Annotated in this window: 26 protein-coding genes and 3 pseudogenes; 13 read left to right on the top strand and 16 right to left on the bottom strand. The window is 63.1% G+C overall.

What is annotated here, in order from left to right:
• Positions 1-526 precede the first annotated feature (526 nt).
• Positions 527-1,432 (bottom strand): LysR family transcriptional regulator, encoded by a 906-nt coding sequence (locus ACVWYI_RS12875; RefSeq protein ID WP_456662230.1) that lies wholly within the window; start codon positions 1,430-1,432, stop codon positions 527-529.
• A 59-nt stretch (positions 1,433-1,491) separates the two neighbouring features.
• Between ACVWYI_RS12875 and ACVWYI_RS12880 the strand changes: the two genes are divergently transcribed.
• On the top strand, positions 1,492-2,088 hold the full coding sequence (locus ACVWYI_RS12880) for a LysE family translocator (RefSeq protein WP_456662231.1): 597 nt from the start codon (positions 1,492-1,494) through the stop codon (positions 2,086-2,088).
• Positions 2,089-2,419: 331 nt separating this feature from the next.
• On the opposite strand, the gene ACVWYI_RS12885 is transcribed toward ACVWYI_RS12880, so the two are convergent.
• The 11 genes and pseudogenes from ACVWYI_RS12885 to ACVWYI_RS12935 form a co-directional block, all read right to left on the bottom strand.
• Positions 2,420-3,394 (bottom strand): tripartite tricarboxylate transporter substrate-binding protein, encoded by a 975-nt coding sequence (locus ACVWYI_RS12885; protein WP_456662232.1) that lies wholly within the window; start codon positions 3,392-3,394, stop codon positions 2,420-2,422.
• A 24-nt stretch (positions 3,395-3,418) separates the two neighbouring features.
• Positions 3,419-4,132 carry a GntR family transcriptional regulator gene (locus ACVWYI_RS12890; RefSeq protein ID WP_247348092.1) on the bottom strand — a complete coding sequence of 238 codons (714 nt, stop codon included), beginning with the start codon at positions 4,130-4,132 and terminating at the stop codon, positions 3,419-3,421.
• A gap of 21 nt (positions 4,133-4,153) precedes the next feature.
• Entirely contained in the window at positions 4,154-4,894 is a 741-nt protein-coding gene (locus ACVWYI_RS12895) for an SDR family oxidoreductase (protein WP_456662233.1), read from the bottom strand.
• A 24-nt stretch (positions 4,895-4,918) separates the two neighbouring features.
• On the bottom strand, positions 4,919-5,689 hold the full coding sequence (locus tag ACVWYI_RS12900; protein ID WP_456664516.1) for a 3-hydroxybutyrate dehydrogenase: 771 nt from the start codon (positions 5,687-5,689) through the stop codon (positions 4,919-4,921).
• Between the two features lie 15 nt (positions 5,690-5,704).
• The gene (locus tag ACVWYI_RS12905) at positions 5,705-6,085 is read right to left on the bottom strand and encodes a carboxymuconolactone decarboxylase family protein (protein WP_456662234.1); all 381 of its coding nucleotides are present in this window, start codon (positions 6,083-6,085) and stop codon (positions 5,705-5,707) included.
• Positions 6,086-6,099: 14 nt separating this feature from the next.
• Positions 6,100-7,335 (bottom strand): ABC transporter substrate-binding protein, encoded by a 1,236-nt coding sequence (locus ACVWYI_RS12910; protein ID WP_247348100.1) that lies wholly within the window; start codon positions 7,333-7,335, stop codon positions 6,100-6,102.
• A gap of 35 nt (positions 7,336-7,370) precedes the next feature.
• Positions 7,371-8,621: an ABC transporter substrate-binding protein gene (locus ACVWYI_RS12915; RefSeq protein WP_456662235.1), complete on the bottom strand. Its 1,251-nt coding sequence runs from the start codon at positions 8,619-8,621 to the stop codon at positions 7,371-7,373.
• A gap of 33 nt (positions 8,622-8,654) precedes the next feature.
• Positions 8,655-9,362: an ABC transporter ATP-binding protein gene (locus ACVWYI_RS12920; protein ID WP_247348104.1), complete on the bottom strand. Its 708-nt coding sequence runs from the start codon at positions 9,360-9,362 to the stop codon at positions 8,655-8,657.
• Positions 9,349-11,121 carry a branched-chain amino acid ABC transporter ATP-binding protein/permease gene (locus ACVWYI_RS12925; RefSeq protein ID WP_456662236.1) on the bottom strand — a complete coding sequence of 591 codons (1,773 nt, stop codon included), beginning with the start codon at positions 11,119-11,121 and terminating at the stop codon, positions 9,349-9,351. The genes ACVWYI_RS12920 and ACVWYI_RS12925 overlap by 14 nt, the downstream gene beginning before the upstream one ends.
• A gap of 2 nt (positions 11,122-11,123) precedes the next feature.
• Positions 11,124-12,060 (bottom strand): annotated as a pseudogene (locus tag ACVWYI_RS12930) (branched-chain amino acid ABC transporter permease).
• Positions 12,061-12,172: 112 nt separating this feature from the next.
• Positions 12,173-12,577: a hypothetical protein gene (locus ACVWYI_RS12935; protein ID WP_456662237.1), complete on the bottom strand. Its 405-nt coding sequence runs from the start codon at positions 12,575-12,577 to the stop codon at positions 12,173-12,175.
• A gap of 31 nt (positions 12,578-12,608) precedes the next feature.
• Here ACVWYI_RS12935 and ACVWYI_RS12940 point away from each other — a divergent pair, with 31 nt between their 5' ends.
• Entirely contained in the window at positions 12,609-12,797 is a 189-nt protein-coding gene (locus tag ACVWYI_RS12940) for a hypothetical protein (RefSeq protein WP_456662238.1), read from the top strand.
• A gap of 81 nt (positions 12,798-12,878) precedes the next feature.
• Here ACVWYI_RS12940 and ACVWYI_RS12945 read toward each other — a convergent pair.
• Together ACVWYI_RS12945 and ACVWYI_RS12950 are read right to left on the bottom strand one after the other, a co-directional pair.
• Positions 12,879-13,568 (bottom strand): annotated as a pseudogene (locus ACVWYI_RS12945) (MmgE/PrpD family protein); the annotation flags it as partial.
• Between the two features lie 31 nt (positions 13,569-13,599).
• The gene (locus ACVWYI_RS12950; protein WP_456662239.1) at positions 13,600-14,493 is read right to left on the bottom strand and encodes an NAD(P)-dependent oxidoreductase; all 894 of its coding nucleotides are present in this window, start codon (positions 14,491-14,493) and stop codon (positions 13,600-13,602) included.
• A gap of 250 nt (positions 14,494-14,743) precedes the next feature.
• Here ACVWYI_RS12950 and ACVWYI_RS12955 point away from each other — a divergent pair, with 250 nt between their 5' ends.
• The 11 genes from ACVWYI_RS12955 to ACVWYI_RS13005 all read left to right on the top strand — a co-directional run bounded on the left by ACVWYI_RS12955 (position 14,744) and on the right by ACVWYI_RS13005 (position 24,176).
• Positions 14,744-16,096 carry an MmgE/PrpD family protein gene (locus tag ACVWYI_RS12955; protein ID WP_456662240.1) on the top strand — a complete coding sequence of 451 codons (1,353 nt, stop codon included), beginning with the start codon at positions 14,744-14,746 and terminating at the stop codon, positions 16,094-16,096.
• Between the two features lie 28 nt (positions 16,097-16,124).
• The gene (locus tag ACVWYI_RS12960) at positions 16,125-16,511 is read left to right on the top strand and encodes a carboxymuconolactone decarboxylase family protein (protein ID WP_247348113.1); all 387 of its coding nucleotides are present in this window, start codon (positions 16,125-16,127) and stop codon (positions 16,509-16,511) included.
• 21 nt (positions 16,512-16,532) lie between these two features.
• The gene (locus ACVWYI_RS12965; protein ID WP_456662241.1) at positions 16,533-17,369 is read left to right on the top strand and encodes an N-acyl homoserine lactonase family protein; all 837 of its coding nucleotides are present in this window, start codon (positions 16,533-16,535) and stop codon (positions 17,367-17,369) included.
• Between the two features lie 85 nt (positions 17,370-17,454).
• Positions 17,455-18,162: a GntR family transcriptional regulator gene (locus tag ACVWYI_RS12970; protein WP_247348117.1), complete on the top strand. Its 708-nt coding sequence runs from the start codon at positions 17,455-17,457 to the stop codon at positions 18,160-18,162.
• Between the two features lie 52 nt (positions 18,163-18,214).
• Positions 18,215-19,180, top strand: coding sequence for an ABC transporter substrate-binding protein (locus ACVWYI_RS12975; protein WP_456662242.1), 966 nt, complete (start codon positions 18,215-18,217; stop codon positions 19,178-19,180).
• A gap of 489 nt (positions 19,181-19,669) precedes the next feature.
• Positions 19,670-19,939: an ABC transporter permease gene (locus tag ACVWYI_RS12980; protein WP_456662243.1), complete on the top strand. Its 270-nt coding sequence runs from the start codon at positions 19,670-19,672 to the stop codon at positions 19,937-19,939.
• A complete protein-coding gene (locus tag ACVWYI_RS12985; protein ID WP_247348293.1) occupies positions 19,918-20,724 on the top strand; it encodes an ABC transporter ATP-binding protein in 807 nt (268 codons plus the stop codon). The genes ACVWYI_RS12980 and ACVWYI_RS12985 overlap by 22 nt, the downstream gene beginning before the upstream one ends.
• Before the next feature lie 20 nt (positions 20,725-20,744).
• On the top strand, positions 20,745-21,554 hold the full coding sequence (locus tag ACVWYI_RS12990) for an ABC transporter permease (protein ID WP_456662244.1): 810 nt from the start codon (positions 20,745-20,747) through the stop codon (positions 21,552-21,554).
• Positions 21,555-21,563: 9 nt separating this feature from the next.
• Positions 21,564-22,223 (top strand): polysaccharide deacetylase family protein, encoded by a 660-nt coding sequence (locus ACVWYI_RS12995; RefSeq protein ID WP_456662245.1) that lies wholly within the window; start codon positions 21,564-21,566, stop codon positions 22,221-22,223.
• A 3-nt stretch (positions 22,224-22,226) separates the two neighbouring features.
• A complete protein-coding gene (locus ACVWYI_RS13000) occupies positions 22,227-23,096 on the top strand; it encodes a fumarylacetoacetate hydrolase family protein (protein ID WP_456662246.1) in 870 nt (289 codons plus the stop codon).
• A gap of 36 nt (positions 23,097-23,132) precedes the next feature.
• A complete protein-coding gene (locus ACVWYI_RS13005) occupies positions 23,133-24,176 on the top strand; it encodes a uroporphyrinogen decarboxylase family protein (protein ID WP_247348129.1) in 1,044 nt (347 codons plus the stop codon).
• A gap of 180 nt (positions 24,177-24,356) precedes the next feature.
• Here ACVWYI_RS13005 and ACVWYI_RS13010 read toward each other — a convergent pair whose 3' ends face one another.
• Complete coding sequence (locus ACVWYI_RS13010) at positions 24,357-24,746, bottom strand: response regulator (protein WP_354046063.1); 390 nt, start codon at positions 24,744-24,746, stop codon at positions 24,357-24,359.
• Positions 24,743-25,630, bottom strand: a pseudogene (locus ACVWYI_RS13015) (sensor histidine kinase); the annotation flags it as partial. The gene ACVWYI_RS13010 and the pseudogene ACVWYI_RS13015, both read right to left, overlap by 4 nt.
• Positions 25,631-25,718: the final 88 nt, after the last annotated feature.

The following is a 25,718-nucleotide window of genomic DNA, read 5'->3' on the forward strand; positions in this document are numbered from 1 at the left end:
TCGTTTTGGTCGAAGGCAGATGAAAGTCCTCGCGCGTTGAACGTTCGTTCGACTTATCAAGATACGAATTGAGCCTATGAACGCTGTCCGCGTTGCAAGCTTCCGACCGCTCGCGTTGACGTCGCGTGCGGGATCGACAGCTGCAGAATCCCGCCGCCTAAGCACTGTTCAACGAAACGCGAAGTCTATCTTTGAGATCGGACGCTAGTCTCGCTCCATCTTGTCCGGCACCATCGCACCGACATGGACCCAGCAGTGATACTTGTCGCCGAGTTGGTGCGCGCGGTCGCACCACAATTGCATAATCCGGAAGCCAGATAACTCGCATCATCTTGCTTCTATGGACCAGACTGTCTTCCAACAGCCCGAGGCTTCCTTAACGAACGGCAGCTTCCAATTTGGTCGCAACCGGTACTGATGCGAGATGCAGCCTATTGTCGCCGCAGCTCAAGCCGAGCGTTGCCAGCCATACTATAATGATCCTCATCTCGTCCTATCCCATGATAAACGAGGCTGAAGACGGCGCTTACGTTCCCGGCAGATGTCGTATCAAGCTTTCACGGATGTGCCGCGCAAGTTCGGTGGCGGCTGGCGGCGCGTGGCCGTTAGGCATATGCAGGTTGATCGCAAACGGAGGCAACTCAGGCAGGCCCGCTTCTGTAGGTACGATCTCGAGGTCGGCCGGCACGGTCGAGGTGAGCAAAGCCGTGATCGCCAAGTCTGCGCGAACGGTAGCCGTGCTGGCATCGATGCTCCCGCTCTCAAACACAGTGCGCCATGCCACGCCGTGCTCACTTAGCGCTTGAAGGACCGCAGGCCGGAATCCGCATGTTTCGGCGACCATCGAAACAGGAAACGGCGTTTTCAAATGTGCCGAGCCGGACTTTGCACCAACCCACACCAAGCGATCGACGATCAGGCACTCGCCACGGGACGGCCCGAGCGGTTCTTCGATAAGGGCAACATCAATCGTCCCATCCAGGGTGCTCGCCAGAAGATCAGGAGACGCGGCGCAAACGAGCATGATGTCCACCAACGGATGGTTCTCAGTGTAGGTTTTCAAGATTGGAGCGAGCCACGTGCCGGCGAGATCGTAGGGAGCGCCCAGGCGAACTTGCCCGCTCATCGCCTCGGTAGTCATGTCTGACCAAAGCTCGTCATTCAGGACCAGCAGACGACGGGCTTTCCCCAGCAACCGCTCTCCTGTGGCGGTGAGCCGAATGCGTCGGCGATCACGCGTAAAGAGAGCGCCAGACAAATCCTCTAATCGCGCGATCTGCTGACTGACGGCGCTTTGAGACAGGTGCAGCGCATTTCCGGCCGCCGTCATGCTGGCATGATCGGCGACGGCTACGAAGGTCCGCAGAAGCCCCATATCGAGATTACGACTCATCCTTGCATTATGGATCGTAATGCGTTCCATGCACAGCATGCGTTTCCATAATGGATTGCGGCGCGGTAAATTCTCGCTTCAATAAACAGGGGCAGAGAGTGTCTTCCGCCGAGTTCTTACCGCTTATTCTCTTCGTTATCGTTTCGACGATCACGCCAGGAGGCGCAACGACCCTAGCCACAGCCTCGGGCGCTCATTTCGGTTATCGTCGCTCCATACCGCTCATGGCCGGTTTCGCGGTGGGCCTTGCTTCAATGGCGGCCTCGGCCGCTGCTGGCTTGGGGAGCGTTTTGCTGGCGCTACCGTCCTTGCTACTCGCTATGAAGGCGATCGGCTGGCTCTATCTCTTGTGGCTTGCCTGGAAGATCGGTCGCAGCGGACCTCCCCATCTCCAAGCTAATCTCGCGAAACCGACCAGCTTCCTCGGCGGGGTGTGGTTGCTATGGCACAACCCGAAAGGCTGGGCGATGACGCTGGGGGCCGCAGCTTCCTTTGCTGCGCTTGCGGGCAACCCGTTTCAACTCGGTGCGCTGCTCGGGTGCGCATTTGGTATCGCCGCAATCCTGTCTCTCTCGCTCTGGTGCGCCGCCGGATTGCTGCTCGCTCGCCTGCTCGAAACGGAGATACAGTGGCGCGTCCTCAATGTCCTTTTAGGGGTTTTGCTCGTCATTTCGATCGTTCCGATGTGGCTCTAATGATTCGGGCCGCAAAAAGAGCACCATTCCCCGATTTAGACGGATCCGCGTATCCGGAAGCGCGAAGACCTGGAACAGTTCGTTCAGACGGACGTGATCTCGAATGCCACGGGCGGTTTCACTTATCATCCCAACCCGCATCAGAAACTGCGGTTCGGATGCGCCAAGGACAACACGAATCCGCATTTCATGCGGTCGTTGTACCCCCTGTTCATCCAAGAGGTACTGCCTCTTGATCCCAAGAGAGTGGTCGATCCGGACGGTACGCGACGCGGATCATCGCCAGTCGAGTGTTACCTGAAGGCCCGCTTCGAGCCCTTGATGGTGGGATCTACTGTGGCTCGATTCCCGCGGCCTTGATGATCCGTCCCCATTTGCCGATCTCGGCCTTCAGGAAAGCCTCGAGCGCCTCCGGCGTCGCGCGCTCGGGCTCGACCGGAGCCATGCTGAGTTCGGCAAAGCGGCTGATCAGGGCAGGATCCTTCAGGGCTGTCTGTAGCGCGCTCACGAGACGGTCGATCACCGGCTTCGGCGTGCCGCGCGGCGCGTAGAGGCCGTACCAGGTCGTGACGTCGAACTCGGGAACACCGGCTTCGGCCGAGGTCGGCACGTCAGGCAGCGTCCCGACGCGTTTCTTGCTTGTGATCGCGCAGCCCTTGATCGTGTTCGACTGGATATACGGCGTCGGCCCGGTCGCGGGATCGCAATAGACGTCGATGTGGCCAGCGATGACGTCGTTCAGCGCCGGTCCGCCGCCCTTGTAGTAGATCGGCGTAAGTTTTGTGTCGGTGGTGTTCATGAACATCAGGCCGCAGAGCTGCGAGGCCGAGCCGAGACCGACATTGCCGAAAGTCATCTTGTCGCCTTCGCTGCGGATGCGCGCGATCATCTCGCCGAGATCCTTGGCCGGAAAATTCGGCCGGGCCACCAGGATCATCGGCACGTCGGTGACAAGCCCGATCGTGGCGAAGTCGCCGACGGGGTCGAACGGCAGCTTGGCATAGAGGGAGGGCGCCGTGGCCTGGCCGACATGCATCAACAGCAGCGTGTAGCCATCAGGCGCGGCTTTGGCGACGCGGTTGGTGCCGAGCGTGCCGCCGGCGCCGACGACATTCTCGATGACCATCGACTGCTTCAGCGTCGCGCTCATGGCGTTGCCGAGGATCCGCGCGATGACGTCGCCGGGGCCGCCGGCGGAGAAGGGCACGATCATCGTGACCGGGCGGGTAGGGTAGTCGTCTGCGATCGCCGCGCCACACGGGCAGAGCAGGAAAAACAGGATCAGCGATCGTACGAGATACGTCATCGAACACTCCCTGGCGGCATTTTTTTAGTCGTCGGAAGGCGCCGCCTCCTTGGCCGCCGACGATTTTTCGATCATGTCGAGCGCGGCCACCGCGGCCGCGTTGATGTGATCGACGCAGCAACGTTCGGCGAGGTCCGCATCGCCGTTCTGGATGGCACGCCAGATCGCGGTCACCTCGCGCAGGCTCTTGTTGATCCGTTTCGGTTGCGACATCGACGTGATCCGCAACAGCTGGATCCGGTCGTGGAGCGGCTTGAGCATGCGTTCGATGAAGGCATTGCGGCAGCCGCCGATCAGCGCGCCGTAGAAGTCGGTCTTGGCTTCGAGGCACCCGACCAGATCCTGCTTGGCGGCGGCGGCCTTCAGCCGCGTCAGGGCGTCCCCGATCCGGCGCGCCACTTCGGGATCGTGAAGCCTGGCGCATTCGCGGCCGGCGAAGCCTTCGAGGACCGCGCGTGCCGTGTAGAGCTGCCGGGCCTCCTCCAGGCTGATCGTCGAGACCACGGGGCCGCGATGCGGGACGGTATTGACGAGCCCGTCGGCCTCGAGGGCGCGCAGCGCTTCGCGGATCGAGGGACGGCTGACGCCCATCATCTCGCAGAGCTCGCGCTCGACCAGCCGCTGGCCCGGCTTGAGCGTTCCGGACATGATCGCCTCGCGCAGCTTTTGCGCGACCATCGCCCGGACGGTCGGGACGTCCTCGATGCGAAGCGACTGCAGTTCCGTGCGTCTGTCCATGACTGGCCTTGGTTTGAGGGCTCAAAACCGGTTTACAGGCAGAATCATCATTTCGGCAATTTGAACGTGCGTGGGCTGGTCGAGGGCAAAGACAATGGAACGGGCGATATCGGCCGGCTCGAGCGCCATCCTGAACTGGTCGAAATAGTCCTTTTCCTTCTGCTGATCGCCGCGGTAGCGGGTCAGGATGATGTTGGTCCGGGTCAGGCCGGGCTGAAGCTCGGTGACCCTGATCGCAGTTTCCGCCAGCTCGCCCCGGAGGGTCTCGGTGAACATGTGCACGCCCGCCTTGCTGGCACTGTAGGCAGCCATGTCAGGCACGATCCGGACCGCGTTGATCGAGCTGATGTTGACGACATGGCCGGCATTGCGCTGGACCATGCCGGGAAGGATCGCGCGCGTGACGCGCATCAGGCCGATCAGGTTGGTCTGGATGATGTTGGACCAGTCGTCCGCGGAACCAATGTCGAAGCGTGTCCGTCCGCCGATATCGTGGCCGGCGTTGTTGATGAGGACATCGACCGGTTTGAAATGACCGGGAATGGCATCGGGCAGGCCATCCACCGCCTTTGCGTCGCTGATGTCGAGCTGGATCGGAAACACCGCATTGCCGGCCGTCGCCGCCAACTCCTGAAGCGCCTTGGCGTCGCGATCGACCAGCACGACGCGGCGGCCGCTGTCCAAGAGCGCCTTGGTGATGGCGCGTCCCATGCCGCCGGCGGCGCCTGTCAGCACGACAGTCTGGCCCGAATGTTCAGTCATAACAACACTCCCGTTCCGATGCTCTCATGCGACCGACCAGCCGCCGTCGATCGGCAGGCTGGCTCCGGTAATGTCGTTTGCGGCGGGTCCACAGAGAAAGACGACCATGGCGGCGACCGCATCCATTTCGACGAAGCGCTGCGTGGGCTGGCGCTTGCCGAGATACTCACGGGTCACGTCGTCTACCGGTCGGTCACTGTCCGATGCAATCGCCGCGATCTTGTTCAGGATGGCGGGCGTCGGCAGCGTGCCGGGGCAGAGCGTGTTGCAGGTGATGCCGCTGCGGGCTGTCTCAATGGCGACGGCGCGGGTCATGCCCAAAATCGCCGTCTTGGTGGTGACGTAGTCGATGCGGTCCTCGACTGCGCGGCTCGAATAGATCGAGCCCATGTTGATGATGCGGCCCCAGCCGCGCTGCTTCATCGCCGGCAGCGCCAGGCGGATCAGATGGAACGGCGCAGACAGGTTCACGGCCAGCGCCTGCTCCCATCGATCGGGCGGAAACTGCTCGATCGCGGAGAAATGCCTGATAACGGCGTTGTTGACGAGGATATCGATGGCGCCCCAGCGGTCGAGCAGGTCCGCCATCATGGCCTCGATCGCCTCGCGTTGGGAGAGATCGACGCCGGCCGCGATGATTTCGACACCGAAGCGGGCGCGAAGGTCATCCGCAGCCTGCTTCGGCGCGACGAGATCGTGAAGGACAATGTTGGCACCCGCGCCGGCCAGGCCTTCCGCGACGGCCAGTCCGAGGCCCGCAGTCGCACCAGTCACGAGTGCCCATTTGCCCTTCATCGTAGCCACGCTGCGCTATTTGTTGTCGAGTTCGGCGAAGACGTCCTTCGCGTTTCGGAATGCATCCACGCCGGCCGGCACGCCGCAATAGATCGCGACCTGCATGAAGACCTCGCGGATTTCCTCGCGCGTTGCGCCGGTGGCGAGCGCACCGCGCACGTGAGTCTTCAGCTCATGCGGCCGGTTGAGCGCGCACAGCATTGCGAGATTGAGAAAGCTGCGGGTCTTCCGCTCCAGCCCTTCGCGCCCCCAGACATAGCCCCAGCAATATTCGGTGGTGAGATCCTGCATCGGGCGGTTGAAATCGTCCGCGGATGCGATAGCCTTGTCGACGAACTCGTTGCCGAGCACGCTCTTGCGGATTTCGAGGCCGCGGTCGTAAGTCGCCTTGTCCATGTTGTTCTCCGTTGTCAGTTTTTCGGCCAGAACGGCTGTGCCAGTGCGAGCGCTGGAGGGAACACCGTCACCGGCACGCCTGCCTGCCACTGCACGATGGTCATGCCGGCGCCGACGCGGCGGCCCTTCTCGTCGAACTTGATCTCGCCCAGCGGATAGTATTTCGAGGGGCCGGCATCCATGGTGCGCAATGCTTCACCGACGGCGACGCGATCGGCCTTACCGGCTTTCTCGAGCGCGTCCTTGATCACCCACATGTCGCCGTAGGTGGAGATCGCATTCTGCGTCATCCACGGCTCCTTGTAGCGGGTCTTCAATTCGGCGATCAGTGCCTCGTGGCCCTTGGCGCCCCAGCTTGCGACGCAGGTCAGTACGCCCTGAAGCAGTTCGGGGCTGACGGTTTGCAGCATGTCCGGCTCGGCGATCGCGATGCCGAACGAGATGGTCGGAATCTTGCCCTGGCCGAGACCGAACTCGTTCATCTTCTCGAGCAGCAGCTTCGCGTCTGAGATCACCGTCGGCAGGAAGAACAGCAGGTCCGGCTTGGCCGAACGGATCTTCTGCACAAGCGACGTCGCATCCGCCAGCGGCGGCGTGAACGTCTCGTCGACGATCAGCTGCAACTGGTTCTCCGCCAGAAGGCCTTCGCGCATCGCCTTTGCGGAGGCGATCGAGGCCCCCGTGTTGTCGGTCAGGATCGCGACCGTCTTCGGACGCTTGCCGGAGGCCGTCTCCGCCAGCTTGATGATCTGGGGCAACGCTTGCCGCGCCTGCGAACCTGCGGTGGCTGCGGTCTGGAATACGTACTTGAATCCGCGCTCGGTGATGAGGTCGGAGTAGGAGAGGGTGAGGACGGGCAGGCTGGCGCGCTCGGTCACCTCCGTGACCGCGAGCGTGAACGAGGACAAATACGCGCCGCTGGCCGCGACCAGATCGGTCTCCTGCGCAACCATGCGCTGGGCGGCGTTCTTGGCCTTTTCCGTGGTGTCGCCGGAATCGAGCACGACGAGCTTCAGCTTGGCGCCGCCGAGTGCCTTGACGCCGCCTTGCGCGTTGATGTGGTCGACCGCCATCTCGGCGCCTTCACGCATCACCGTTCCCGGCCGGGCATAAAGCCCGGAGATCGGCACCAGCAGGCCGACCTTCACTTCCGCGGGTTGTTGCGCCCAGGCGCGGGATGCGATCAGCGTACCGGATGCGCCCGCCAGCAGCGTTCGCCGCGTGATCGTGATCTTGCTCTTCGTGGTCATGACAATTCTCCTCCCTGAAAAAACGCGCGACGCTGTTAGGATTTCTTCGGCCAGAACGGCTGCGACTGCGCGAGCTCGGGCGGATAAACGGTGACAGGCACGCCCGATTGCCATTGCACGATGACGACGCCGGCGCCGACGCGACGGCCCTTCTCGTCGAATTTGAGTTGGCCGCCTGGATAGTATTTCGAGGGGCCGGCATCCAGGGTGCGGAAGGCCTGCGCGACCGAGTTGCGGTCGGCCTTGCCGGCTTTCTCCAGCGCCTCCTTCATCAGCCACATGTCGCCATAGGTCGAGATGACGTTCTGCGTCATCCAGGGCTCCTTGTACTTGGCCTTGAGCTCCGCGATCAGCGCCTCGTGACCCTTCGATCCCCAGTTGGCGACGATGGTCATGATGCCCTGCACGGTCTCCGGACTCACGCTCTGGAGCATGTCGGGCTCGGCAATGGTGATACTGAACGATACCGTCGGAATTTTGCCCTGGCCGAGGCCGAACTCGCTGATCTTCTCCAGACCGAGCTTGGCGTCGGAGACCGCGTTCGGCATGAACAGCAGCAGGTCCGGCTTTGCAGAGCGAACTTTCTGGATCAGCGGGGTCGCATCCGACAATGGCGGCGTCCAGACTTCCTCGACGACGAGCTGGAGACCTTCCTGCGCGAACAGCTTTTCCTTCAGCGCTTTGGCGGTGGCGACGGAGGTCGCGGTGTTGTCCATCAGCATCGCCACGGTCTTCGGCTTCTTGCCTGATGCATTCTCGGCAAGCTTGATCAGCGTCGGCAGGCCGAGCTCGGACTGGCGGCTTGCGGTCGCGGCGGTCTGGAAGATGTATTTGAAGCCGCGGTCGGTCAGCAGGTCCGAATAGGACAGCGTCAGCACCGGCAGTTCGGCGCGCTCGGTCACCTCGGTTACGGCGAGCGTGAAGGAGGAGAGATAGGCGCCGGTGGCGGCGACGAGATCGGGCTCCTGCGCCACCATGCGCTGCGCCGCGTTCTTGGCCTTCTCGGTGGTGTCGCCGCAATCGATCACGACAAGCTTCAGCTTGGCACCGCCGAGCGCCTTGATGCCGCCCTGCGCGTTGATGTGCTCGATGCCCATCTCGGCGCCCATCTTCATCACCTGGCCGGGGCGGGTGTAGATGCCCGACAGCGGCACGATCAGTCCGACCTTGACCTCGGCCGGCGTCTGCGCGCGTGCCACGCCGGCGAGGCCGACGGCGGCGGCGCCCGACAGTACGGTCCGGCGCGTCAATCCTGTCGATGTCTTGCCTTTCGAAGTCTTGTTCATTTTGTTTCTCCCTGGTCTTTGTTTTTTTGTTCGTCACATACCGAGATAGGCTTTTCGTACGCGGTCGTCGGCGCGCAGCGTGTCGTTGTTGCCTTCGAGCACGACGTGTCCGGCTTCGAGGACGTAGCCGTGATCTGCTGACTCCAGCGCTTCCGCGACGCGCTGCTCGACCAGCAGCATGGTCAGCCCGGACTGACGCCGGATCTCGATCAGGCGCTCGAAGATGAAGTCCGCAGTCGATGGCGCGAGCCCCATTGAGGGCTCGTCCAGCATCAGGAGTTTTGGCGAGGAGGCGAGACCACGGCCGATCGCGAGCATCTGCTGCTGGCCACCGGACATCGTGCCCGCAAATTGATTGCGGCGTTCCTTCAGCACCGGCAGCCATTCGAAGATGCGCTCGATATTGGCCTGCCAGTCGCGCCGGCCGCTCTCTGTCATCGCGCCCATTTCCAGATTCTCCATCACGGTCAGCGACGGGAAGACCTGGCGGCCCTCGGGAACATGGGCGATGCCGAGATGGGCGCGCTGCGGCGGCGGCACCGCGAGCAGATCGACGCCGTCGAATGAGATAGCCCCGCCGCTTGGCTTCACGATACCGGAAATTGTCTTGAACAGCGTGGTCTTGCCGGCGCCGTTGGGCCCGACGATCGCAACGAACTGACCTGCACCGACATTGATCGACACGTCGTTCAGGACGGGTTTTGCGGAGTAGCCCGCGCTCAATCCCTCAATTCGCAGCATGGGCCGCCCACTTTTTGCCGAGATAGGCCTCGATCACGCGGCTATCGCGCGTCACCACCTCCGGCAGGCCCTCGGTGATGACGGCGCCGTGGTCGAGCACGAGAAATCTGTCGACCAGCCGGACCATCGCCTGCATGGTGTGCTCGATGATGGCGATGGTCATGCCGTCGCGTGCAAGCTGCTGGATCACGGCGACGACCTCGTCCGCCTCGCCGTGACCGAGGCCGGCCAGCGTCTCGTCGAGCAGCAGGATGCGTGGCTGGCCGGCAATCGCGCGCGCAAGCTCCATCAGCCGCAGCTCCTTGGTCGAAAGTTCACCGGCGACACGATCGGCCACCGCAGAAAGCCCCACGCGGGCAACCGCGTCGGCGGCAAGCTTGCGTGCCTCCCCGTCGGAGCGCGCACGCACATAGGCGCCCACCACGACATTGTCGAGGATCGACATGCGCAGGAACGGCCGCATGACCTGGAAGGTGCGGCCGACGCCGGCCTCGCAGATTGTGTGCGGCCGCTGGCCGGACACGTTGCGGCCGTCGATCAGAACCTCGCCCTGGTTCGGCTTCAGGAAGCCGTTGAGGAGATTGAACAGCGTGGTCTTGCCGGCACCATTGGGGCCGATGATGCCGAGGATCTCGTTCTTGTGCAGCTTGAAGCTGACATCCTGCACGGCCTTGAGGCCACCGAAAGAGCGCGAGAGGTTGCGAACCTCAAGCACGACCTCGCCGGTCGCGGCGCGCTGTTGCGAGCCGGCCTTCAGTGTCGTCACGTTGGCGGCGGTCGCTTCCGGAGCGTCGTTGACCGTTGCTTTGGACGCATCCCGTTTGCGCAAGAGATCGCGCAGTTTCCAAAAGAGGCCTTCTGGTGCCAACAGGATCACGCAGACAATGGCAAGGCCGAAGATGACGCCCTGGATGCCGGGGATGCGCGCACCGGCCTCCGCGTGCAGGATTTCGGCGAGCGGGATCAGAATGACCGACCCGATGACCGGACCCCAGACCGTGCCGACGCCGCCGAACATCACGACCGTGAGCGCCTGCGCGGACACCAGCATGCCGAACACCGAGGCCGGGGTCACGACCAGCAGCACCTGCGCGTAGAACCCGCCGATAGCAGCCGCGATTGCGCCGCTCAGCGTGATCGCGCGGAGCTTCCAGGCCAGCGTATTGATTCCGGCCGCTTCGGCCGCAGCCTCGTTCTGCTTGATCGCGAGCAGCGCCATGCCGAAGCGCGAGCGCTCGATCACCTGCGTCAGCACGATCGTGGCAAGCATGATCGCGAGCCCCAGCAACGTGTAGAGGTGAGGATCGGCGAACTGCATATAGGCGATCGGAGCGTCACGCTTGATCGGGAGCGTCACCTCCTGGAATCCGAGCCACTCGAACACGTAGAGAATGGCGAGCGGGTAGGCGAGCATCGCCAGGGCGAAGTAGTGGCCCTGCAGGCGGAAGGTCGGAAATCCGATCAGGAGCCCGGCGATGCCGCCGAGCATGGCGGCGACCGGAATCAGCAGCCACGGCGAAATATCGAAATAGATCTGCCCGAGCGCGGTGGCATAGGCGCCGATCCCGAAGAAGGCGGCGTGGCCGAACGAGATCAGTCCGGTGTAGCCGCTGAGCAGGTTCCAGGACAGCCCGAATACCGCCCACACCGGCACCAGGGTCAGGATGAGCTGGTAATAGGAGTTCGTGACGCCGAGCGAGACCACGGCATAGGCGATCGTGAACAGCAGGGGAGGAAGGAAGGAGCGCATCCGGAGCATGGTCACGTCCTCTCGACCATGCGCCCGAAGAAGCCTTGCGGGCGAAAGAAGATGATAAGGAGAAAGACGGCGAAGATCGCTGCGTTCTGCAATTGCGTCGGCAGGATGAGCGTCGACATCTGCTGCACGAGGCCGATCGTCATCCCGCCCCAGAAGGCGCCGATGATGCTGCCCATGCCGCCGAGCACGACACCGGCATACATGACGATGACGTATTCGAGGCCGACGAAGGGGTGGAACGGATAGTTGGTTGCGAGCAGGCCGCCGGCGATCGCGGTGATGCCGCAGCCCAGTGCAAAGGCGGTGCGGTGGGCGCGGTCGACGTCGATGCCCATATAGGTCGCGGCGGTCGGATTGTCGGCGGCGGCACGGAGTGACTTGCCGATCCGCGTGCGCGCGATCAATAGCGAGAGCAGCGTCATGATCGCCAGCGAAACGATCGCGTCGATGCTGCGCGCCTTGTTGAGGAAGATGCTCATATCGAAGTAGGGGGCCGAGCTCCCAGGCCGTGCTCGACAGCGGCGTGCGGATCGAGGCCAGCACGGATCCGAACACGATGAGGCCGCCGTTCTGCAGGATCAGCGCGATGCCGAGCGTGAGGATCAGCTGGGCGTAATGGCCTTCGCCCTCGAGCGAGGCGGTGCGCGTGCCTGAGACGTGCGAGATCAGGGCCAGATGGACGAAATAGCCGAACACGGCAAGCACGGGCCCGGCGAGCAGGATCGCGACGAACGGCCCGACGGTATTGCCGAACAGCGTCTGGATCCCGGCGGCGGTGAAGAGATAGAAGGCGACATACATGCCGAGCATCATGAAATCGCCGTGGGCGAAGTTGATGACCCGCATGACGCCGAAGATCAGGCCGAGCCCGACACACATCAGGCCGTAGACGGCACCGATCAGAAGGCCTGCGGCGAGCGCTTGAAAGAATCCCTCCATCAACCCGGCCTCCGCGCGGCGCCTGCGCCGGCCTGCTGACGATCATGCGCCGATGGTGCTAATAGACTGGTCTCCAAGTCGACCATGTTTCCCCCGTACTCTCCGGCACTTCTTATGATGCCGATCGTAAAACCCGTTCCGGTGCGTCCAGACGGCACTGTGCTGCGATGGCACCGGCATTGCCGAGCTGTTCGCAGTCGTCGATGAGTTGCTCCAGCCGGTGTGCGCGGTCCTCGCCGAGGGCGCGGCTGGCGGCGGCGCGAAAACGCGCGCGAATATCGGAGGGTGTGGCGGCAATGACATCGGGCAACGCGTGCCGGATCGTCCGGCCGCCGCGCAGATGCACGGTCACATCCGCGCCCTGCTTGCCGGGGAAGGCAGCGGTGAAGCCGGCATCGGCCTTGAGGTCCGTGACCGAAACCAGGCGGATGATGTCGGCATCGTCGAGCCCGGCATAATTCTCTTCCGCGATCTCGCCCCGCGCCAGCGTCGCGGCGACGCTGAACGGAATGCTCATCTTGGCCTGAAGCGCGTTGCGGTAGGGCCCTGTGGAAGTCGCAGCCGGGATAGCGAACGGCGGCATCGGGCGCGCGAATGACGACGCGGTCGATCTCGTCGGCGCCGGCGAGCTCGCGCGACACGCGAAGCGCCGCCTGTGCGGCGGTCTGCGCGAAATTGCAGGCCGGGACCGGCTTGTTGTAGACGGCCATGATCTCGCTCTCGCCATTCGGGAATAGCGCGACGTTGTCGGGCGCGGCCTGGCGGCGATATGCGGCGAACAAGCCGGCTTCACCTTCGAGAATCGTTTCCGAGCCGAAAGCGCCCGCTGCGGCAAGGCCAATCGCCTTAATTGCGTTACTGGCGGCGAAGCCCGGATGAAAATACATGTCCGAGCCGCCGGCATGTGGCCACTCGTTCAGTCCGCTCGACGTATTGGCCGCGATCGCGATGGCGCTGGTCGCGGCGTCTTCGGAAAGGCCAAGCGCGAAACTTCCCGCCAGCGCCGCGCCGATCGGTGCAACCAGCCCGGTCGGCCGATACAAGCGTGCGAGATCTGAGCTGACGAGCGCGCGGCCGATCCGCGCACCGGTCTCGTACCCGATGATGGCAGCTGTCAGCAGTCGGCCCCCGTGCAGCGGCGTCTGTTCCGACAGCGCGAGAAGGGTCGGCCAGATCACGACGCCGTGGTGCGCGATGCTGGCCGCATGCATGTCTTCACGGACGAGACCATGTCCCATCACGGCATTGGCGAAGGCTGCGTCGGCCGGCGAGGTGGGTTGCGGTCGTCCGACGATCGTCGCGCTGCCACCGGCATTCGCGATTGAAACAGCCTGACGGCTCCAGGGATGATGGCCCGCCTCGAAGGCGCAGGACAAGAAGTCGAGCAGGCAAATCTTCGCCTTGGCGACGACTTCGGACCCGAAATCTCCGAGGTCGAGCGCAATCACGCGCCGCGCCATCTGGCGCGCGAGCGATATCTTGCCTGATACGGTCGGGCCGATCGTCATCGCAGTCGCTCTCCCCGAGGGTTTTGCGCGATCAGCCACGCATCTCGACGCCGGCCCACTCCTCGAGCACCTTGGCGATCGAGGTGAAATCGGACGACGCGCCGTATTTGGCGTTGGTGATCGCGAGCATCTGCCGCACCACCGCGCCGCAGACCATCGGCACACCCATGGCCTCGGCTTCGTCCACGCACAACCGGACATCCTTGTAGGAAAGGCCGGTGGTGAAGCCGAAATCGAAGGTGCCGGGCAGCACCGCGCGGGGGAATTTGTCTTCGGAGGCGCTGTTGCGGCCGCTGCTGGCATTGATGATGTCGATCAGCACCTTTGCGTTGACGCCGCCTTTGACGCCCATCGCGACTGCTTCCGACGTGATCACCAGCGCCGCGGCCGCCATCAGATTGTTGGCGAGCTTGGCCGTCTGCGCCACGCCGGGCTTGTCGCCGGTGTAGAACAGCTTGCCGAAATTCTTCAGGATTGGTTGCACAGTCTCGTAGGTTACCTGCGGGCACGACACCATCACGGCCAGCGTGCCGTTGACGGCGCCCTTGATGCCACCGCTCACGGGCGCATCGACGAGTTGCATTCCTTTGGCCTTGAGGCCTTCAGCGACGAACTTCGCCGTGCCGGGACCGGAGGTCGAGAGATCAATCACGATCTTCGCACGATTGCCGCTGCTGATGCCGTCCTGTCCGAGCGTGACGGCCTTGACGATGTCGGGTGTCGGCAGACTGGCGAGCACGATGTCGGCGCGCGAGGCGACGTCGGCTGGCGACTTTGCGAGTAGCGCGCCGCGCTTGACCAGCGGCTGGGTCGCCTCGACTTGCGTGTCGTAGATGACGAGCGAATAGCCCGCGTCGATCAATCGCCCCGCCATGGGGCCGCCCATGCGGCCCGTGCCGATCACGCCGAGAATCTCTCCCGCCATCGTCTACTCCCTGTCGCGCGATCCCGTGACGGGCGCGCCTTCTTGATATTCTGGTCAAACGTTTTCGCCGGTCGGCCTTTTCTGCCGCCGTCGTGGTGGCAGCGGGATCCGGCGCCAGCGAGCCGGATTGTTATGTTTGTCAGACAAGCTGTCAAGCATAACATTTGGGGTCGACAGGTTGCCGAGGATCGGCATAAGGTCCGGGAAAACGAGGAAGACGCCCCGCGTGCCGCAAGTTTCAACTTCGAGTGTGAGCAAGACGCTCGCCGATTTTGTCGCGTCCTCGTCATGGGCGGACGTCGAGGCGCAAAGCCACGAAGCGCGGCGATCGATCCTCAATTTCTTTGCGACCACGCTCGGCTCCGCACGCGATCCCGTCGTCATGGCCGCGATGCGCACGCTGTCGCCGTTCAGCGGCGCCGCGACATCGACGGTGATCGGCCATTCGGAGCCGATGGACGCGTTATGCGCGTCGTTTCTCAATGCCATCTCGGCCAATCTGCTCGACTTCGACGACACGCATCCCGAGACGATCATTCATCCGGCCGCGCCGGTTGCCGCTCCCGTGCTCGCGCTCGCGGAGACGCGCAAGGTGTCGGGGCGGGAGGCGTTGACGGCCTTCATCCTCGGCGTGGATGTCGAGTGCCGCATCGGCAATTCGGTGTCGCCGCGGCACTACGCGCGCGGCTGGCACATCACCTCAACCTGCGGGATTTTTGGCGCGGCCGCCGCTTGCGCGAAGCTATTGGGGCTGCCGGCGGAAGGGATTGCGAACGCCATCGGACTCGCGGCGAGCCAGTCGGCCGGCAATGTCGAGAACCTGCCGAGCGCCGCCAAGAATGTCAGCGTCGGCAACGCGGCACGCAACGGATTGTTCGCCGCATTGCTTGCGCAGCAGGGTTATGAGGCCGCGCCGCGCGCGATTGAAGGTCCGCTCGGCTGGGCGCGCACCATGGGAGATGAGCCCGATCTCGCTCGCCTGCTCGAGGGTCTCGGCAAGACCTGGGAGATCGCGAAGAATACCTACAAGCCCTATCCGGCCGGCATCGTGTTCCATTCGGTGATCGATGCATGCCTCCTTATGCGCGGGAAAATGGGCCGACGGATCGACCAGATCGAGTCGGTAACGGTGCAGGGCTCGGCGCTGCTGCTTGCGCGGGGCGATCGCCCTGTCAACAACGAGCGTGATGCGCGCGTCAGTATCCATCATTGCGTTGCCTGCGGATTACTGCTCGGCACGGCCGGCGTTGTCGAATTTGCACGTGAAACTGTGGCCCGGCCCGATATCGCGCAGCTGCGACAAAAGGTGAGGGCGGAGCTCGACGGTGAGATGCCCGATGGCGCGGCGCGGGTCATCTTGCGTCTGTCATCCGGCGAGGTCCTCACCGAGACTGTCATCACGCCGCGCGGCAGCCAGGCCGCGCCGCTTGCAGATAGCGACATTGAAGAAAAGCTGCGCGAAGGCGTGCGCACTGGTCGGAGCGACTGGGATGCGGACCGCGTTATCGACGCAGTCTGGCTGCTCGATAAGGCGGATAACGTCGGCAATCTCCTGCAATCGCTGCGACCGCCGTCGGCGTCGCGCCAGACAACTTCCAACTAGAATCTCTCAAGACCTGAAAGGGACGATCATGAGCAAGACCGAACTGTTCGAAAAAGGCCTCAAAGTTCGCAAGGAAGTGCTCGGCGAGGACTACGTCAACAAGTCGATTGCCGGGGCCGACGAGTTCACGCGCACGATGGCGGAATGGTCGACCGAGTTCTGCTGGGGCGCGTTGTGGACCCGGCCCGGCGTGGACCGGCGTACGCGCTCGATCGTCAATCTGGCAATGCTTGGCGCGCTGAACCGCCCGCACGAGCTGAAGCTGCATGTGAAGGGCGCCCTGAAGAACGGGCTGACCAAGGAGGAGATCAAGGAGATCCTGCTGCAGGTCGCCGTCTATTGCGGCGTTCCCGCCGGCATCGACGCCTTCCGCAATGCGCGCGAGGCCTTCAACGAGGTCGATGCAAAGCCCTGAGCACGGATTATGTGAGTTATCATGGCTGATCCGGAATACGAGCTGTTCGCCATCCGCTATGCAACGCGCGATGCGCAACGGAGCGAGCACTTCATCGGCGGCGACCCGCATGACGGGCCGATGCCGATGGACTATTTCATGTGGTTGGCGAGGGGAGGCGATCGCACCTTCGTCATCGACACCGGGTTCAACGCTGAAATTGCGAGGCAGCGCGGGCGAACATTCCTGCGCTGCCCGGTAGAGACGCTTCGCGCGTTCGATGTCGACGTCGCCGACGTCAAGGACGTGATCCTCACGCATCTGCACTACGACCACGCCGGCAATTTCGACCGGTTTCCGAACGCGCGGTTTCATCTTCAGGAGAGCGAACTCGCCTTCGCCACCGGGCGCTATATGCAATATCCGAGGCTGTCGCATTCCTTCGAGGTCGAGGATGTCTGCGGGATCGTGCGGCTGAACTATGCGCGCCGGGTGCTGTTCTACAATGGCGACGCCGAGATTGCGCCCGGACTGACGGTTCATGCGGCCGGCGGGCATTCCGCCGGTCTCCAGTTCGTCCGCGTCAACACACGCCGCGGCCCTGTCGTGCTCGCCTCCGACGTCAGCCATTTCTACGAGAACATGACGAGCGAGCGTCCGTTCACGACGGCTTTTCACGTCGGCGACATGCTGGTGGGTTTTGACAAGCTGCGGGTCGCGGCGTCCGACGCGGCCCACATCGTTCCCGGTCATGATCCGCTCGTGATGAAGCTCTATCCCTCGCCAAGCCCGGATCTGGATGGCGTTGCGGTCCGTCTCGATGTGGCGCCATCCCAGGCCATTCAGTCCCAGGGCGTTCAGCGGGGCGGCATAACCTAGGCTAGAAAAAATCGATTTTCGATTTTCTATTGACCCGCGCGCGCCGGCTTGCAATCATCCCAACATGGGTCCGCTTCAGTTCCATATGTCCGGAAGCCCCGGGGATGGTCCGCGCAGTCTGACGTCGGCGCTGCATGAGCGCTTGCGCGCCGATATTCTGGCGACGCGGCTGCTGCCGGGGCAGAAACTGCATATCGCCGGGCTCGCCAAGCAGTTTTTCGTGAGCCTCGCCGCCGTGCGCGAGGCGCTATCGCGTCTGGTCGCCGACGGACTCGTGCAGGCGTCCGACCAGCGTGGCTTCCGCGTGAGTCCGGTGTCGCTTGCCGATCTCGCCGACGTGACGCAGACCCGGATCGATATCGAGGGGCTTGCGCTCCGCCGCTCGATCGAGCGCGGCGATGAGGCCTGGCTCGCCTCGGTGAAATCGGCGTGGGCGGATCTGAAGGCCGTTCCTTATCACTATCCCGACGATCCGACGGTGCACTACGAGGAATGGGTAATTCGTCATCGGATCTTCCATCGCGCGCTGGTCAACGCGTGCGGCTCGCCATGGCTGCTCGGCTTCCGCGACGTGCTGCATGAGCAGAGCGAGCGCTATCGCCGGCTTTCGATTCGCAGGGAGGTCGGTGGCAAACCGCGCAACGTCGAAGCCGAACACAAGACGATTGTCGCTGCCGTGGTGAAGCGCGATGCGGATGCGGCAGTTCGCGCATTGTCAAAGCACTTCGGCACCACCAAAGATTTTGTCGAGCTCGCTGCCTCGCGCATTGCGGAGGTAAGCCGCGCGACCTGACGATCCGGAGAAAATCCGGCAAACAAAAACAGAGACCGGGAGGAAACCAACAATGAAGATCAATCGCCGTCACGCGCTTATGTCGCTCGTCGCCGCCGCAATTCTTGCCGGCCCTGCGAGCGCCGCCGACACCATTCGTGTTGGTCTGCCGACGAAAACCTACTGGCCGACGACGATCGCCGAGACCGCTGTGCGGCAGAAGCTGTTCGAGAAGGAAGGCATCCAGGCCGAGCTGACCATCTACCGCAGCGGTGCGGAGACGTTCGAAGGGATGGCTGCGGGCGCAGCCGACATCATCCTCGATCCGCCCTCGCTGGTTTCCGCCGGGCGCAAGAAGGGGGTGATGTCACGGATCGTGGCCAATGCCGCGATGGGCAATTTCGGCTGGCAATTGATGGTCCCGACCAAGTCGACCATCGACGTCAAGGACCTCAACGGCAAGAAGGTGGCGATCACCGCGGCCGGATCCGGCTCCGATTTGCTCGCGCTGTGGACCATCCAGGACAAGAAGATCGATTTCACCCGCGTTCCCGTCGGCGGCGGAGGCCTCGTGCCGAACCTCCTCGCGGGCAACGTCGAGGCTGCCGTGGTCTATTCGCCGCTCAGCTTCCAGATCTCGAAATCCGGCGAGGCCAGGGCCATCCTCGACTATGCGACCGCCGTACCGCCGAACCTGACCGCCGGCTGGATCGTGCTCGACAAGCTCGCCGACGCAAAGCCGCAGCTGGTGCAGAAGGCGGTGAACGCCCTCTACGGCGCGGTCGCGTTCATGCGGGCTAATCGCGATGTCACGGTCAAGCTGATCGCCGAGCTCTATGAAATGCCGCCGGAGATCGCGAGCCTCGAGTACGACAACACGATCATGAAGCTCGAGACCAGCGGCGACATGGGCGCGGTCAATGTGAACGCGGCCGTGCAGCTGTCGCTGGATCTCGCCAAGCTCGGCGGGCTCAAGGATATCGTGCCGGTCGAGGACGTGATCTCGACCAAGTTCAAGCCGATCCCGACCAAGCAATAGCGATGCAGAGCACGCTCGCCATCAACCTGGTGCGGATCGCGATCATCATCGCGATCCTGGCGCTGTGGGAGGTGCTGTCGCGCAGCGGCATCGTCAATCCGCGCCTGCTGCCGTCGGCGTCCGACACGTTCGCGACGCTCGGCGATCTCCTGCAGCGCGCGGCCGTGCAGAAGGATCTGATGGTGACCGCGACCGAAGTGCTGGCCGCGTTCGCGCTCGCCGTGCCCTTCGGCGCAGTGATCGGCTTCCTGGTCGCGGAGAACCGCTACTTTGCCGACGTGGCCAAGCCGCTGCTGTTCTTCGCGTTCAGCATTCCGAAGTCGATCTTCCTGCCGATGTTCATCCTGGTGTTCGGCGTCGGCTTCGCGCAGAAGGTCGGCTTCGGCTTTTTCTCCACGATCTTCATCGTGATCATGTCGACCACGACGGCGGATGGAGTCGGTCAAGGTCGAGCATCTCACGGTGGCGCGCTCCTATGGCGCCACGCCGATGCAGACCGCGTTCCGGGTCTATCTGCCGAGCATGCTGCCGGTGCTGCTGGAGGCCTTGCGGATCTCCATGATCTTCAACCTGACCGGCGTGATTTTGGCCGAGATGTACGCCTCGCGCGACGGCATCGGCCACCAGATCGCGACCTGGGGTGAGAATTTCCAGATGAAGCAGCTCCTCGCCGGCGTCGTGATGGTCGCCGCGATCGCCATGACCTTCAACGAACTAGTCAGATGGGTGGAAACGCGATGCAGCCATTGGCGAACGTGACCCCGTTGAAGCCTCCCGCGCGCGCCGGCGCGATCGAGGTGAAGAATGTCGGCCAGGTGTTCAAGACCAGGTCGCAGGACGTCGTCGCGCTGGAGGACGTCTCGCTGGAGGTCAAGCCCGGCCGCTTCGTCGTACTGGTCGGTCCGAGCGGCTGCGGCAAGTCCACCCTTCTGATGATGATGGCTGGGCTGCGCCAGCAGACCTCGGGCACGATCACCATCAGCGGCGCCCCGATCCCGGAGCCGGACCCCGACAGGGTCGGCGTGGTGTTCCAGGAGGCGAGCCTGTTTCCCTGGCTGACGGCAGAGGACAATGTCGAGTTTCCGTTGGCACTGCGCGGCGTGCCCAAGGCGGAACGGCGCACCAAGGCGCAGGATGCGCTCAAGCTGGTCGGCCTCGACGGCTTCGGAAAGCGCCATCCGCATGAGCTCTCGGGCGGCATGAAGCAGCGCGTCTCGATCGCGCGCGGGCTGGTGCAGGACCCGCCGGTGCTGCTGATGGACGAGCCGTTCGCCGCGCTCGACGAGCAGACGCGCATGACCATGGGCGACGAGTTGCTGCGTATCTGGGCGGCGACCGGAAAGACCGTCGTGTTCGTCACGCACAGCCTCACCGAAGCCGTCTATCTCGCCGACGAGGTGATCGTGATGTCGGCGCGGCCCGGCCGCATCGTCGACCATCTCCAGGTCCAGCTGCCGCGGCCCCGCACCTACGAGATGCTGAGCGGCGACGCTTTCGGAGCGCTGCGCGACCGCATCTGGCGGCACATCCGCAAATCGGCGTGAGGCGGGAGATGAGCGCCAAGATGACCGCGAAGATAAGCGCGAAGACGCTGCGATATCTGATCGTGATCGGCCTGATTGCACTATGGGAGCTGCTGCCGCGCACCGGTCTTATTCCCGAGCTGTTCCTGCCGTCCCTGTCGTCAACGCTGATCGCTGGATGGAGCGACGCTGCCGAATACGGTCATGCGCTGGCGGTGACGCTCTACGAAGTCGTGGTCTCCATGGCGTTCGCCTGTGGCGGCGGTATCCTGCTCGGCGCCGTCGTCGGCAGCCTGCCGCGCCCCCGCGTCCTGATCATGCCGATGGTATCGAGCTTCTACGCGGTGCCGCTCGTGATCCTCTATCCCGTCTTCACCGTGTGGCTCGGCATCGGCTCGGAGTCAAAGATCGCGTTCGCCTCGATCTACGGTTTCCTGCCGACGATGCTCGCGACCGCGGCCGGCATCCAGACCATCGATCCGCAGCTCCTGCTCGCGGCGCGCAGCATGGGGGCGACGCTGACACAGCGGCTGGTTCGCGTCATCATCCCTGCGGCAATCCCGACCGTGCTGTCGGGCTTGCGCGTCGGCGGTGCGCTTGTGATCGTCGGCGTCGTGGTCTCGGAGATGCTGATCTCCTCGGCCGGCATCGGCTATCTGATCTCGCGCTACCGCACGATCCTCGACAGTCCGCACGTGTTCGCGGGTGTGCTGCTCGTGCTGTTCATGGCGATCGCCTTCAACGCCGCGATCCGGTGGATCGAGCGCAAGGCGGCGATCTGGCAGACCGGCACGCGCGCAGGTCAGGCCAATGACGAGATCGCGTCGGGCGCGATGCAGCCGGCGACCTGAGGTTTTAGCGTGTACGATCTGACCCTGACATTCGACAACGGCCCCGATCCCGACGTGACGCCGCGCGTGCTCGACATTCTCGGCGAGCGCGGGATCAAGACCACCTTCTTCGTCATCGGTGAGAAACTCGCCGACCCCGCGCGGCACGGCCTTGCGGTGCGAGCACACGGGGAGGGGCACTGGATCGGCAATCACACGTTTACGCACACCATTCCGCTCGGTGAGCAGCCGGACCGGGACACTGGGGAGAACGAAATCGGCCGCACGCAAGGAGCGATCGGCGATCTCGTGCATCCGCAGCGCTGGTTCCGGCCGTTCGGTGGCGGCGGCAATCTGGACACGCGGCTTTTGAAGCCGTCCGTCGTCGATTATCTCACCCGCAACAAGCACAGCTGCGTGCTGTGGAATGCGATCCCGCGCGACTGGGACGATCCCGACGGTTGGACCGAGCGCGCACTTGACCAATGCAACCGGCAGCCCTGGACGCTAATGGTGCTGCACGATCTGCCGACCGGCGCGATGGACCATCTCGAGCGCTTTCTTGACCGCGCCGAAGCGGCCGGCGGTCGCTTCCGCCAGGATTTCCCGCCGCAATGCGTTCCGATCCGCAGCGGCGAGATTGCACTTCCGATCAACGATTATGTTTCCTCCATCGAAGAGAGTGTTTGACCCATGAAAGTCGCAAGTTTCACGATCGCCGGCACCGCCAGCTACGGCATTGTCACCGACAAGGGCGTCATCGATGCCGGCAGGCGGCTGACGGCATTTGCGACGCTGAAGACGCTGCTTGCGAAGGGCTCGCTCGGCGAACTGAAAAAGCTTGCCGGCGAGACGCCCGACTACGCGCTGAAGGATGTCGCACTGCTTCCGACCGTGCCCGATCCCGACAAGATCTTCTGCATCGGCGTCAACTACGCCACCCATCTGGCCGAGAGCGGCCATCCCACCCCGCCACACCCGATGATCTTCACCCGCTTCGCCAACAGCCAGGTCGGGCATGGCCAGCCGATGATCCGGCCGCTGGAATCCGAGCGTTTTGATTATGAAGGCGAGATGGCGGTCGTCATCGGCAAGGCCGGTCGCCGCATCTCGCGCGAAGCCGCGCTTGGCCATGTCGCCGGCTATGCCTGCTACAATGACGGCAGTATCCGCGACTGGCAGCGCCACACATCGCAATTTGCGCCCGGCAAGAATTTCGCCGGCACCGGCGGCTTTGGGCCCTGGATGGTCACGACCGACGAATTGACCGACGTTAGCAAGCAGACGCTGATCACGCGGCTCAACGGCGTCGAGGTGCAGAAGGCCCCGGTCTCCGATCTCGTCTTCGACGTGCAGGCCCTGATCGCCTACTGCTCGACCTTCACTGAGCTCGCGCCGGGCGACGTGATCGTGACAGGCACGACCGGCGGCGTCGGCGCCTATCGCACCCCGCCGCTGTGGATGAAGGGCGGCGACATCGTGGAGATCGAGATTTCCGGCATCGGCATCTTGCGCAATCCCGTCAAGGACGAGGTGCCGGCCACGGCGACGCGCGCGGCCTGAAAGCCGCGCTCGACAAACAATAAGAAGGAGAATCCCATGCCCTTGCCAACGCACATCCTGCCGACCACTGTGGTCGGCAGCTATCCGCAGCCGGAATGGCTGGTGAACCGCGCCATGCTGTCGAAGGTGGTGCCGCGCACTCGCCTGCACGACATGTGGCGGCTACCGGCGGAACATCTTGAGGAGGCGCAGGACGATGCGACCATCGTCGCGATCCGCGACATGGAGCGCGCCGGCATCGACATCGTGACCGATGGCGAAATCCGCCGCGAGAGCTACTCCAACCGCTTCGCCACGGCGCTCGACGGTATCGACGGTGACAATCCCGCGATGATCACCGCGCGCACTGGCAACACTCAGACCCCGGTGCCGCGCGTCGTCGGGCCGGTGAAACGCAAGGGACCGGTTGAGCTGCACGACATGCAGTTCCTGCGCAGGAATACTGATCGTGCAGCGAAGATCACCCTGCCGGGTCCGTTCACCATGAGCCAGCAGGCCAAGAACGAGTTTTACAAGGACGAGGAAGAGCTCGCGATGGCCTTGGCCGAGGCCGTCAATGCCGAGGCGCTGGATCTGCAAAGAGCAGGCGCTGACGTGATCCAGCTCGACGAGCCCTGGGTGCGCAACAATCCAGATCTCGCCAAACGCTACGCGGTCAAGGCGATCAACCGGGCGCTGAAGGGCATCACGGTGCCGACCGTCGTGCATCTCTGCTTCGGCTATGCCGCGGTCGTGCCCGGCTCGAACAAGCCGGCCGGCTATTCCTTCCTCGCCGAGCTTGACGACACGACCGCCGACCAGATCTCGATCGAAGCCGCGCAGCCGAAGCTCGACCTCGGTGTGCTCAAGGACCTCTCGTCGAAGAAGATCATGCTCGGCGTACTCGACCTCGCCGATCCCGCGATCGAGAGCGTCGATACCGTGGCCGATCGCATTCGCAACGGCCTGAAATACGTATCGCCGGATCGCCTGGTTCCTGCGCCCGATTGCGGCATGAAATACATGCCGCGCGCAACTGCGTTCGGGAAGCTCAAGGCCATGTGCGATGCGGCAGCGATGGTCAGGCGAGAGCTAGGCTGAAAGGGCGCGCGTCAGAGTTAGGTAACGCGCCAAACCGCAGCGACTATGAAAAATCGGCAGAACGATGTGAATGTTGGAATGCGTCGTCAAGGGCACTTCAGTTCGCGCCTCTTTCGAGCCAAGGGGCGGACTCAATTGATCCACCAACTGGCGGAGCAAGTGCGACCGAGCGGAATCAAACTATCGCCCAGAGGTCAAACGACAATCTATTTCGCTGCGGAGCGCAGAAAAATCAATTGGTTTCGTCAACAAGGCCTCTGCACCCGCTGCCATGGCTCTTCGTCGGGTGTCGCCATCACCGTAGGCAGTGATCATGATCACCGGGACATCCGGCCTTGACGCTTTCGCTTTGGGTAGAAGTTCAAGGCCGCTCATTCCCGGCATATTGACGTCCGACAAAATCAGGATCAAAGGCACGGTATTGGCATCACTGATTTTCTGAAGCGCGCTATCTCCCGAAGTAGCGAATTCCATTGTAAAGCGGCCGGAACGGATGTCGCGCCTGAATTGCTGGCGAAACAGGTCTTCGACGTCGGGTTCATCATCGACCACGAGTATAAGACAAGTCACGAATGAGTCTCAGCGTTGCTGGCATGGGCGGAGCGTGGAAGGACCACTCGAAATTCAGTGAACTGGCCGGCTTGAGTGTCGACCTCAATCGAGCCGGCGTGTTGCTTGACAACGATATCGTAGCTTAGCGAAAGCCCGAGACCGGTGCCTTCTCCGGGCGGCTTGGTCGTGAAGAATGGGTTGAACATTTTCTCCATCACTTCGGACGGAATTCCCGAGCCATTGTCGCGAATTCGAATTTCGACGCGGTTCCCCAGATTTCTGGTTGCTGCAGTAAGCTGAGGCTCGTAATCATCGCGGCCATCGTCTGCCTTACGTTTCCTCGCAGCATAAAATCCGTTGTTGATCAGGTTCAGTAGCACGCGGGTGATCTCCTGGGGTACCAGCTCGGCCTCTCCTGCGCCGGGATCGAATTTCTGGTCGAGCCTGATATAAAACCCCTGCTCCTCGGCCCGGGCACCGTGATAGGCAAGGTTGAGACTCTCCTCAACCAGGGTATTGATATCAACCGCGCGCCGCTCACCTGAATCATCGCGCGAGTGCATCAGCATATTCTTGACGATCGAGTCTGCGCGCTTGCCGTGCCGCACCACCTTTTCGAGGTTACTTTTAAGAAGCCTTGCGATTTCATCCGTTTCCTGGCGCATCATATCGTTCAATGGCGCTGGTTTGAGAACCTCGCCCAGTTCGTCGACCAACCCCTGCGAGAGTGCGGAAAAATTATTGATAAAATTGAGCGGGTTCTTGATTTCGTGGGCGATGCCGGCGGTGAGTTGGCCTAGCGAAGCGAGCTTTTCGGTTTGGATTAGCCGATCCTGCGCAGCGCGCAGTTCGTCCAGCGAGTGCGACAGCTCCCGCGTTCGTTCACGGACTTTTTCTTCGAGAGACTGCCGCTCCCGATCAAGCGCCTGGTAGAAGCTCGCGTTGTTGATCGCGGTAGAAGTCTGGCTAACTAAGTTGGCCAGCTCGAGC

Source organism: Bradyrhizobium sp. LB13.1 (genome assembly GCF_054056815.1).

Excerpts from the sequence above, each read along its gene's own strand:
- ACVWYI_RS12890 (WP_247348092.1), bottom strand. The coding sequence starts at position 4,132 with ATGGACAGACGCACGGAACTGCAGTCGCTTCGCATCGAGGACGTCCCG.
- ACVWYI_RS12990 (WP_456662244.1), top strand. The coding sequence starts at position 20,745 with ATGACCGCGAAGATAAGCGCGAAGACGCTGCGATATCTGATCGTGATC.
- ACVWYI_RS12885 (WP_456662232.1), bottom strand. The coding sequence starts at position 3,394 with ATGACGTATCTCGTACGATCGCTGATCCTGTTTTTCCTGCTCTGCCCG.
- ACVWYI_RS12920 (WP_247348104.1), bottom strand. The coding sequence starts at position 9,362 with ATGCTGCGAATTGAGGGATTGAGCGCGGGCTACTCCGCAAAACCCGTC.
- ACVWYI_RS12980 (WP_456662243.1), top strand. The coding sequence starts at position 19,670 with ATGCAGACCGCGTTCCGGGTCTATCTGCCGAGCATGCTGCCGGTGCTG.
- ACVWYI_RS12975 (WP_456662242.1), top strand. The coding sequence starts at position 18,215 with ATGAAGATCAATCGCCGTCACGCGCTTATGTCGCTCGTCGCCGCCGCA.
- ACVWYI_RS12970 (WP_247348117.1), top strand. The coding sequence starts at position 17,455 with ATGTCCGGAAGCCCCGGGGATGGTCCGCGCAGTCTGACGTCGGCGCTG.
- ACVWYI_RS12965 (WP_456662241.1), top strand. The coding sequence starts at position 16,533 with ATGGCTGATCCGGAATACGAGCTGTTCGCCATCCGCTATGCAACGCGC.
- ACVWYI_RS12915 (WP_456662235.1), bottom strand. The coding sequence starts at position 8,621 with ATGAACAAGACTTCGAAAGGCAAGACATCGACAGGATTGACGCGCCGG.
- ACVWYI_RS12875 (WP_456662230.1), bottom strand. The coding sequence starts at position 1,432 with ATGCTGTGCATGGAACGCATTACGATCCATAATGCAAGGATGAGTCGT.
- ACVWYI_RS12910 (WP_247348100.1), bottom strand. The coding sequence starts at position 7,335 with ATGACCACGAAGAGCAAGATCACGATCACGCGGCGAACGCTGCTGGCG.
- ACVWYI_RS12900 (WP_456664516.1), bottom strand. The coding sequence starts at position 5,689 with ATGAAGGGCAAATGGGCACTCGTGACTGGTGCGACTGCGGGCCTCGGA.
- ACVWYI_RS12950 (WP_456662239.1), bottom strand. The coding sequence starts at position 14,493 with ATGGCGGGAGAGATTCTCGGCGTGATCGGCACGGGCCGCATGGGCGGC.
- ACVWYI_RS13000 (WP_456662246.1), top strand. The coding sequence starts at position 22,227 with ATGAAAGTCGCAAGTTTCACGATCGCCGGCACCGCCAGCTACGGCATT.
- ACVWYI_RS13005 (WP_247348129.1), top strand. The coding sequence starts at position 23,133 with ATGCCCTTGCCAACGCACATCCTGCCGACCACTGTGGTCGGCAGCTAT.
- ACVWYI_RS12905 (WP_456662234.1), bottom strand. The coding sequence starts at position 6,085 with ATGGACAAGGCGACTTACGACCGCGGCCTCGAAATCCGCAAGAGCGTG.
- ACVWYI_RS12985 (WP_247348293.1), top strand. The coding sequence starts at position 19,918 with ATGCAGCCATTGGCGAACGTGACCCCGTTGAAGCCTCCCGCGCGCGCC.
- ACVWYI_RS12960 (WP_247348113.1), top strand. The coding sequence starts at position 16,125 with ATGAGCAAGACCGAACTGTTCGAAAAAGGCCTCAAAGTTCGCAAGGAA.
- ACVWYI_RS12925 (WP_456662236.1), bottom strand. The coding sequence starts at position 11,121 with ATGCTCCGGATGCGCTCCTTCCTTCCTCCCCTGCTGTTCACGATCGCC.
- ACVWYI_RS12935 (WP_456662237.1), bottom strand. The coding sequence starts at position 12,577 with ATGAGCATTCCGTTCAGCGTCGCCGCGACGCTGGCGCGGGGCGAGATC.
- ACVWYI_RS12895 (WP_456662233.1), bottom strand. The coding sequence starts at position 4,894 with ATGACTGAACATTCGGGCCAGACTGTCGTGCTGACAGGCGCCGCCGGC.